The 8,841-nt window shown below is 71.7% G+C and carries 6 protein-coding genes; 5 read left to right on the forward strand and 1 reads right to left on the reverse strand.

The annotated features are described in order from the left end of the window. Nucleotides 1–4: 4 nt before the first annotated feature. Together ACFU7D_RS05010 and ACFU7D_RS05015 are read left to right on the forward strand one after the other, a co-directional pair. Nucleotides 5–2,704 carry an MMPL family transporter gene (locus ACFU7D_RS05010; protein WP_378864107.1) on the forward strand — a complete coding sequence of 900 codons (2,700 nt, stop codon included), beginning with the start codon at nt 5–7 and terminating at the stop codon, nt 2,702–2,704. Further along, nucleotides 2,701–4,785, forward strand: a complete 2,085-nt coding sequence (locus ACFU7D_RS05015) for a YhgE/Pip family protein (RefSeq protein WP_378864109.1) — start codon at nt 2,701–2,703, stop codon at nt 4,783–4,785. The genes ACFU7D_RS05010 and ACFU7D_RS05015 overlap by 4 nt, the downstream gene beginning before the upstream one ends. Before the next feature lie 111 nt (nt 4,786–4,896). Here ACFU7D_RS05015 and ACFU7D_RS05020 read toward each other — a convergent pair whose 3' ends face one another. Next, nucleotides 4,897–5,589 (reverse strand): nitroreductase, encoded by a 693-nt coding sequence (locus ACFU7D_RS05020; RefSeq protein ID WP_378727903.1) that lies wholly within the window; start codon nt 5,587–5,589, stop codon nt 4,897–4,899. A 210-nt stretch (nt 5,590–5,799) separates the two neighbouring features. Between ACFU7D_RS05020 and ACFU7D_RS05025 the strand changes: the two genes are divergently transcribed. The 3 genes from ACFU7D_RS05025 to ACFU7D_RS05035 all read left to right on the forward strand — a co-directional run bounded on the left by ACFU7D_RS05025 (nt 5,800) and on the right by ACFU7D_RS05035 (nt 8,767). Continuing rightward, on the forward strand, nt 5,800–6,690 hold the full coding sequence (locus tag ACFU7D_RS05025; protein ID WP_378864112.1) for a hypothetical protein: 891 nt from the start codon (nt 5,800–5,802) through the stop codon (nt 6,688–6,690). An 82-nt stretch (nt 6,691–6,772) separates the two neighbouring features. Beyond that, a complete protein-coding gene (locus ACFU7D_RS05030) occupies nt 6,773–7,540 on the forward strand; it encodes an SDR family oxidoreductase (RefSeq protein WP_378727901.1) in 768 nt (255 codons plus the stop codon). Between the two features lie 9 nt (nt 7,541–7,549). Continuing rightward, complete coding sequence (locus tag ACFU7D_RS05035; protein ID WP_378864115.1) at nt 7,550–8,767, forward strand: acetyl-CoA C-acetyltransferase; 1,218 nt, start codon at nt 7,550–7,552, stop codon at nt 8,765–8,767. Nucleotides 8,768–8,841: the final 74 nt, after the last annotated feature.

An 8,841-nucleotide genomic window follows, 5' to 3' on the forward strand; every position in this document is an offset into this window, starting at 1 on the left:
GAACGTGTCCTCCTACCTCTACCGCCTCGGCCGACAGGTCGCGCGCCACGCCAAGACCGTGCTGGCGCTCTGGCTCCTGCTCGCGGTGCTCCTGGGTGCGCTGACCGTCTCGCTCGGCGGCAAGCTCCAGAACGACTTCACGATCCCCGGCACCGAGTCCCAGCAGGGTCTCGACGCGCTCACGCAGCGCTTCCCCGAGGTCTCCGGGACCTCCGCCCAGCTGGTCTTCGTCGCTCCCGAAGGGGAGAAGATCGTCGACCATCGCCAGGAGATCGAGAAGGTGCTCGCCTCGGTCGAGAAGGTGGACCACGTCGCGACGGTCACCGATCCGCTGGCCTCGGACAGCCGCACCATCAGCGACAACGGCCGGGACGCGCTGGCGACCGTCCAGTTCGACCTCGGTCTCGACGAGCTCCCGGAGGGGGTGACCTCGGACCTGGAGGACGCCGCGGAGCTGCCGGCGGGGTCGTCGCTGGAGCTGCACGTCGGCGGGGATGCGTACTCGGTCACCGGGGTGCACGTCAGTGCGACCGAGGGGATCGGGATCCTCATCGCCCTGCTGGTCCTGGCGATCACGTTCGGGTCGCTGCTGGCCGCCGGCCTGCCGATCCTGACCGCGCTGCTCGGGGTGGCGATCGCGATGGCGGGGATCTTCTCGGTCGCCGCGGTCACCACGATCTCGGCCACCACCCCGACCCTCGCGCTGATGATCGGGCTCGCGGTCGGGATCGACTACGCGCTCTTCGTGATCGCCAGGCACCGCAGCCAGCTCGCCGCCGGTCTCGGGGTGGAGGAGTCGATCGCCCGGGCGGTCGCCACCGCCGGCAGCGCGGTCATCTTCGCGGGTGTCACGGTCATCATCGCCCTGTGCGGCCTCGTGGTCGCGGGCATCCCGTTCCTGGCGGTGATGGGGTACGCAGCGGCCTCCGCCGTCCTGGTCGCCGTGCTCGTCGCGCTCACCGCCGTGCCGGCGCTCCTCGCGGTCGCGGGGGAGCGGCTGCGTCCGAAGCCTGGGTCTCGGGCCCATCGGCGTGAGGCTGTCGCGGAGGGGCGGCCTCACGCCACCACCCTCGGGGCACGGTGGGTGCGGCTGGTGACCAGGATCCCGGTCGTCACGATCGTGCTCTCGCTGCTCGTCATCGCCGTCCTGGCGGTTCCGGCGCGCGACCTCGCGCTGGGGCTCAACGACAACGGCAGTGCCGATCCGGGGACCGCTCCGCGGGAGACGTACGACCTGATCAGCCGTGACTTCGGGCCCGGCTACAACGCGCCGCTGTTCGTGACCGCGGACATCATCGACACCACCGACCCGATCGGGGTGATGGACTCTCTGGGCGAGGCGTTGGGGGCTCATGACGGGGTGCAGAAGGTCGCGCTGGCCACGCCGAACCGCACCGCCGATCTCGGGCTCGTGGTGATCTACCCGACCACGGACAAGAGTTCCCCCGCGACTGCGGACCTGGTGAAGGAGATCCGTGCGGACTCGTCCAGCCTGGAGAAGAAGTTCGGGATCGAGGACGTCATGGTCACCGGGCAGACCGCGGTCGCCATCGACGTCAGCGCTCGTCTGTCCGGTGCGATCCTGCCGTTCGGGGCGGTCGTCGTCGGGCTGTCGCTGATCCTGCTGACCATCGTGTTCCGCTCGATCGCGGTCCCGCTGAAGGCGACGCTGGGCTACGTGCTCTCGGTGGCGGCGTCGTTCGGGGTGGTCGCCGCGGTCTTCGAGTGGGGCTGGGGCGCCGATGTCCTGAACGTGGCGAAGGTCGGGCCGGTGATCGCCTTCTTCCCGATCATCCTGATGGGTGTGCTCTTCGGGCTGGCGATGGACTACGAGGTGTTCCTGGTCTCGCGGATGCGGGAGGACTACGTCCACACCGGCGACGCCAGGCGCTCCGTGGACACCGGTTTCGCCGCGAGTGCCCGCGTCGTCACCGCCGCGGCTCTCATCATGATCGGGGTCTTCGCTGCCTTCGTGCCCAACGGCGACCCGATCGTGAAGCCGATGGCGCTGGGGCTCACCGTGGGGGTGCTCGTGGACGCGTTCCTGGTGCGGATGACGCTGGTGCCGGCGGTGCTCGCCCTGCTCGGGCGCGGCGCCTGGTGGCTGCCGGGCTGGCTGGACCGGCGGATGCCGGTCCTCGACATCGAGGGTGAGGCACTCGTCCACCACCTCGAGCACGCCGAGTACGTCGCTGCTCACGGTGAGGTCGCCGTGCGGGCGCACGAGGTCGAGGTTCCGGGGGCGCTCGCACCGATCTCGCTCGACCTACGCCCGGGTGGGCTCGGGATCGTCCACGGGTCCGACCCGGTCGCTCGGTCCGCTGCGCTCGCGGCGATCAGCGGACGGCTCGGGTTCTCCGGGCAGCTCGTCGTGCTCGACCGGCTGCTGCCCGAGGAGTCGGGAGCCGTGCGCTCCCGGGCAGCACTCGTCGGCGACGTCGCCGAGGCGCTCCGGCTCGCCGGCGCGCGGCGCGCCCCGGCCTTGGTCGCCATCGACAGCGCCACCTCGCTCGACCCCGGTCAGCTCGCGGCCCTGTCCGCGCTGACCTCGCGCGGCACGACGGTCCTGCTCGGGATGCCGTCGTTGCCCGCGGTGCCGCAGGTCGCGGACGCGCTCGCGTGCGCCGAGCCCGCCGGCACCTCACCTGATCCTGCGCTCACTGACCCCGCGGCCTCGGTCGCCGACCTGGAGACAGTTCGATGAAACGTACGAAGTTCTGGTGGTCGGGCCGTCGCCTGGTGGCCGCCGCGATCCTGCTTCCGGTCGTCGTGACAGCGCTCGCGCTCGTCGCGCTCAGCGACCGCACCGAGAACCTCGACGAGGTGCCCGCCGCGGTGGTCAACCTCGACGAGCCGGTGACGACGGGGAGCGGGAAGGACAAGCAGACGGTCTACGCCGGCCGCGCGCTCGCCGCGGACCTGGTCTCCTCCTCGGGCTCGTCCCAGAGCCCCACGCTCGGCTGGGAGCTCACCGACGAGGAGGACGCGCGTTCGGGCTATGCGGACGGGACGTACGCGGCGGTGATCACGATCCCCGCGGACCTGTCCAAGACGCTGTCCGGAGTGCAGGGGAGCGACCCGAGTGCCGGCCGGGTCAGCGTGGAGGCGTCCGACGCCTCCAGCGAGGTGACCGCCGAGATCGCCCGGCAGGTCGCGCGGCAGTCGGCCTCGACCCTGGGACGTACGGTCACGACCACCTACCTCGACGGGGTCCGGGACCAGACCGGAAAGCTCAAGACCAGCCTGGACTCGGCCGCCGACGGTGCCGACCAGCTCGCCGACGGCACCGCTGCCGCAGACTCGGGTGCCGGGAAGGTCGCCGACGGTGCTCGGTCGCTCAGCACCGGTGCGTCCGGGGCTGCCGACGGCGCCTCGCAGGTCGCGGGCGGGCTCGACTCGCTCGCGGGCGGGACCGCGCAGCTGGAGACCGGGGCAGGGTCGTTGGTCTCGGGGGCGGGCAAGGCGTCGAAGGGCGCGTCCTCGCTGGCCGCCGGTGCCGACGAGCTGAGCGGTGGGCTCGACCGGCTCGAGAGGTCGACCGCGGGGCTCCCGTCGCAGGCCTCGTCGCTCGCGACCGGCGCCTCGCAGGTGTCGGAGGGAGTGGACGGCTACACCCAGCTCGCCAAGGGCTGGGCGCAGGCGTGCGCGAGCGACCCGCTGCTCGCGGCCTCCAAGCCGCAGCTGTGCGGCGCCACCGCGCAGGCGGTCGGGTCCGGTGGCGCTCAGGCCGACCAGCTCGCCGCTGGGGCGGCCCAGGTCGCCTCGGGCGCCTCGGAGCTGTCGCAGGCGGCGCCCGAGCTGAGCGGAGGGATCTCGTCGGCGGCCGGCGGTGCCGGGAAGTTTGCGTCCGGCGCGTCCCGGGTCGCCGACGCCAACGCCCGCCTCGCCAAGGGCGCGCGGGAGCTCGAGTCCGGCCTCGGGAAGACGAACGACGGCGCCACCGCGCTGGCCTCCGGAGCCGATCAGCTCGCTTCCGGGACCAAGCAGCTCGAGAGCGGTTCGGCGTCGCTGGCCTCCGGTGCCGACTCGCTGGCCTCCGGTACGTCCTCGCTGACCGAGGGTGCGTCCTCGCTGGCATCGGGTCTCGACGACGGTGCCTCGCAGATCACGGTTCCCGGTGAGAAGCAGGCCGAGGTCGTCGCCGACCCGGTGCAGGTCGCGGTCGCCTCGGAGTCCTCCACCTCGGGTGCTACCCGGCTGGCGCCGGCGGTGATCGCGCTGGCGCTGTGGCTCGGGGCCCTCGCGATCTACCTGCTCCGTCCGGCCTTCCCTGCCGGGCGGCTGCGGGACGCGCTCACGGCGCGGCGGCTCACCTTCGCCGGCCTGTGGCCGGCGGCCCTGGTCGGGGTGGCACAGGCGCTGCTCCTCGTGCTCGCGGTCCGTACGTTCGGCGCCGACCTGGCCCGGCCTGCCGCCGCCGTTGGCATCGCGGCGCTCGCCGCCGTGGCGTTCGTCGCGGTCCACCAGGCCGTCGTCGCGCTCGCCGGCCAGCGTCGGGGCTGGCTGATCTCTCTCGGCTTCCTCGCGCTGCAGCTGGTCACCCTCGGCGGGCTGCTGCCGGTCGCCACCGCGTCTGCGCCGTTCGGTGCGCTCGCGGGGATCCTGCCGGTCCCGCTCGCCGCCGAGGCGCTCCGCGGGGTCGTGGTCGCGCAGAGCGGTGCCGCGGTCGCTGCCCCGGTCGGGGGCCTGGTCCTCTGGCTCCTGCTCGCGGTGACGCTCAGCCTCTTCGCGGCGGGTCGGGCGCAGCGTACGTCTGTGGCGGAGATCCGCGGAGCTGCTGCCTGACGGGCGCCGCCCGAGTAACACGTCGTTCGTAGGACTATCCGGTCGCCGCAATAGGGCGAGAAGTCCTACGAACGACGTGTTACAGCTCGATCGACAGCCCAGCGCAGCGGCTCAGAGCGACGTGTCGTGCAGCACGATGTGCTCGTCGAGCGGGGCGCGACCGATGTCGAGGCGGTTGACCGAGGCGTCGGGGTCGGCGGTGCCGAAGGAGATGCCGTAGAGCAGCTTGAGGTCGGCGGGCAGGCCGAGGTGGGCGCGGACGGCGTCGGCGAAGAGGCCGTGCATGCCCTGGGGTACGCCGTGGTAGCCGCGGGCGGTGAGGGAGAGCAGGAAGTTCTGGGCGTACATGCCGACGTCGTTGGCAGCGCGTACGACATCGCCGAGCTCCGGCACGAAGAGCAGCGCGACGTGGGGAGCGCCGTAGAAGCGCAGGTTCTCGGCGACCGCCTTGGTGCGTCCGTCGACGTCCTCGCGGGCGATGCCCATCGCGCCGTAGAGGACGGCCCCGGCCTGCTGCGACCGCTGGGTGTGGACGCTGTCGTCGGCACCGTACGTCGTGGTGAAGTCGGGGCTCATCTGGCCGGCCTCGAACGCCTTGAGCATCGCCTCGCTGAGGCGCTCGCGGGCCTCACCGGAGAAGACGTGGACCTCCCACGGCTGGGTGTTGCTGTGCGACGGGGCGCGCTGGGCGTCCTCGAGCACACCGCGGATGTCGTCGGCGGGCACCGGGTCGGGCAGGAAGGCTCGCGCGGAGCGGCGCGAGCGGATCACGTCCGTGAAGGTGTCGACGGCGGTCGTGGTCACAAGAAGTTCCTCTCAGGTCTGCCGAGGCTGATGGCCTCGATCCACTCCTGACGCAAGACGGAGGGACTCTCCGGTATTCCCTGGGTTGGTGCCGGGGTGGCCCATCACACAATCCGGGGTACCCGGTTCGGGTGATGCCCGGGGGTCGGGCAGAGGCCTTTACCGGGGTGCGCCGAAGACTCGAGATCCGACCTACCCGAGGGGGAACCCATGATCCGAAAGCTCGTCTGTGTCGTCGCGGCCGGGGTCGCCGCGGCGGCGCTCTGGTCGATGCCGGCCTCTGCCGCGCCGCCGCTGCTGCAGCTCTCCGGCGCGATCTTCACCACCGACGTCACCGGTGCGCCCGTCAACCTCAACCACTATGCCGCCAAGGAGGACGTCTACCTCAACGGTGGGCCCGGTATCAACGCGCCTGTCGACGCGGCCGGCCTGCCCGCGGGGATCTACGCCTTCCAGGTGACCGACCCGTCCGGCAAGACCCTGCTCTCCACCGACCCGGTGGCCTGTCGCCGGGTCCAGGTCGACGCCAGCGGCCGCTTCGTCAGCGTCGCCCCGAGCGGCGCCTGCGCGCACGCGACCGGCACCGACGCGGAGGACGGCGGCATCACCGTGCAGCTGTTTCCCTACCTCGACACCCCGAACAACGGTGGCGAGTACAAGGTCTGGCTGACGCCGTACGACGCGCTCGACGCCACCGCGCCTGGAAACCGGCACGGCTTCGTCCCGGCCGACAGCAAGACCGACAACTTCAAGGTCCGGGCCAAGGCGATCGTCGAGATCGACACCCGGTTCTCCCAGCACGGCGGGCCGTACATCGACGGTCTGGCTGCCGAGTGGACCGACACCCTGGGTGCTCACAACGTGAAGTACTCCGAGTACAACCCGGCGGTCCTTGCGTTCCATGAGGCGCACGTCGAGGCCGCGGAGGCGGGCCTGCACAAGATCACCGTGACCGACCAGGCCGGCTGCGAGATCGAGGACGTGCACCACGCCGGGCAGACCTTCCTCCCCGACGCGAACGGCTCGGTCACCGTCTCGGTCCAGGTCAAGAAGCACATGAGTGGGGAACACACCTACTGGGTGGACGTGCACTGCGTCTGAGGCACTGTTTCCGAACCCTCTGATCCGGTCACCGGGACCATCAACCTAGCATTTGCTTGGTAAGCCCTCTAGACTGCCGGACATGGCAGTCGAGATCGACTTCAGCGGCAAGGTGGTCGCGGTGACCGGTGGTGCCCGCGGTGTGGGCGCCGGGATCGTCGCGCGGTTCCTCGAGGCGGGGGCAGAGGTCGAGATATGCGGCCGGAACGCGCCTGACGAGCTTCCGGTGGTCGATGGTCGCAAACCGGTGTTCTCCCAGGTGGACGTGCGGGATCCGGAGCAGGTCGCGGCCTGGATCGGCGCCATCACCGACCGGCACGGCCGCCTCGACGTGGTGGTCAACAACGCCGGTGGCGCGCCCTACGCCGACTTCGCGACCGCGTCGCCGCGCTTCCACGAGAAGATCTCCGCGATCAACTTCCTGGCCACCGCCTACGTCTGCCACGCGGCGTACGAGGCGTTGAAGGCCACCCGCGGATCCATCGTCAACATCAGCTCGATCTCGGCCCACCGGCCCAGTCCCGGGACAGCGGTCTACGGGGCCGCGAAGGCGGCGGTCGAGAGCCTGACCGGGTCGATCGCGGTGGAGTGGGCCCCTGACGTACGCGTCAACGCGATCGCCTGCGGCATTGTCGCCACCCCCGGGTCCGAGGACCACTACGGCAGCCCCGAGCAGCGGGCCGCGGTGGCCGCGACCATCCCGCGGGGCGTCTTCGCGACCCCGTCGGAGATCGGGGACGCCTGTCTGATGCTCGCCTCCCCGCTCGCCGCGCACATCACCGGCGCCGTCCTCGCCGTCGATGGCGGCGGCGAGTGGCCCGCCTTCCTCCAGCACACCCCCAACTCCTGAGGAGCCCCCATGCCTGAAGCCGTCATCGTCTCCGCCGCCCGCTCTCCGATCGGCCGCGCCTTCAAGGGATCGCTCAAGGACCTGCGGCCCGACGAGCTGGCCGAGCAGGTCGTACGCAGCGCCCTCGCGTCCGTCCCGGAGCTGGACCCGACGCGGATCGACGACCTGATGATGGGCTGTGCCCAGCCCGCGGGGGAGCAGGGCTACAACATCGGCCGGGTCGTCGGCGTACGCCTGGGCCTGGACGCCGTGCCCGGCACCACGGTCCACCGCTACTGCGCATCGTCGCTGCAGACCACCCGGATGGCCTTCCATGCGATCCGCGCGGGAGAGGGCGATGCGTTCGTCTCCGCCGGGGTCGAGTGCGTGTCCCGCTACGAGCGCGGCAAGGCCGACGGGATGCCGGACACCAAGGCCGAGGAGTTCCTCAAGGCGGGCGAGCGCGGTGCCGCCCGGGTGGCCGCGGGCGAGGCCTGGGCCGACCCTCGCGAGTCCGGCGATCTGCCCGACTACCACCTCGCGATGGGTGAGACCGCCGAGAACGTCGCCGAGATGTACGGCATCACGCGCGAGGCGCAGGACGAGTGGGGCGTACGTTCCCAGAACCGCGCCGAGGCCGCCGCCGCCCGGGGCTTCTGGGAGCGGGACATCACGCCGGTGACGCTGCCGTCCGGCGACGTGGTGGCCACCGACGACGGGCCGCGGGCCGGGGTGACCCTCGAGAAGGTCGCTGGGCTCAAGCCGGTCTTCCGGGAGAACGGCACCGTCACCGCCGGCAACTGCTGTCCGCTCAACGACGGTGCGGCCGCGCTGGTGATCATGAGCGACGTACGCGCCGCCGAGCTCGGCATCACGCCCCTGGCCCGGATCGTGTCGACCGGCGTCTCCGGGCTCTCGCCCGAGATCATGGGCCTCGGGCCGGTCGAGGCGTCCCGCCAGGCGCTCGCCCGCGCCGGTCTCACCGCCGACGACATCGACCTGGTGGAGATGAACGAGGCCTTCGCCGCCCAGGTGCTCCCCAGCATCGCCCAGATCGGCCTCGACCCCGAGCGGGTCAACGTCAACGGCGGCGCGATCGCCCTCGGCCACCCCTTCGGCTCCACCGGCGCCCGCCTCGCGACCACGCTCCTCCACGGTCTGCAGGAGACCGGCGGCCGCTACGGTCTCGAGACCATGTGTGCGGCCGGCGGCCAAGGCATGGCTCTGGTCATCGAGCGGCTGGGCTGATCGAGCTGGCGGCCGCATCTGGCATGTAACACGTCGTTCGTAGGACTACTCGCCCTATCAGATAGGGCGAGTAG

The organism is Nocardioides sp. NPDC057577, assembly GCF_042801335.1.
In the GTDB taxonomy this organism is placed as follows: domain Bacteria; phylum Actinomycetota; class Actinomycetes; order Propionibacteriales; family Nocardioidaceae; genus Nocardioides.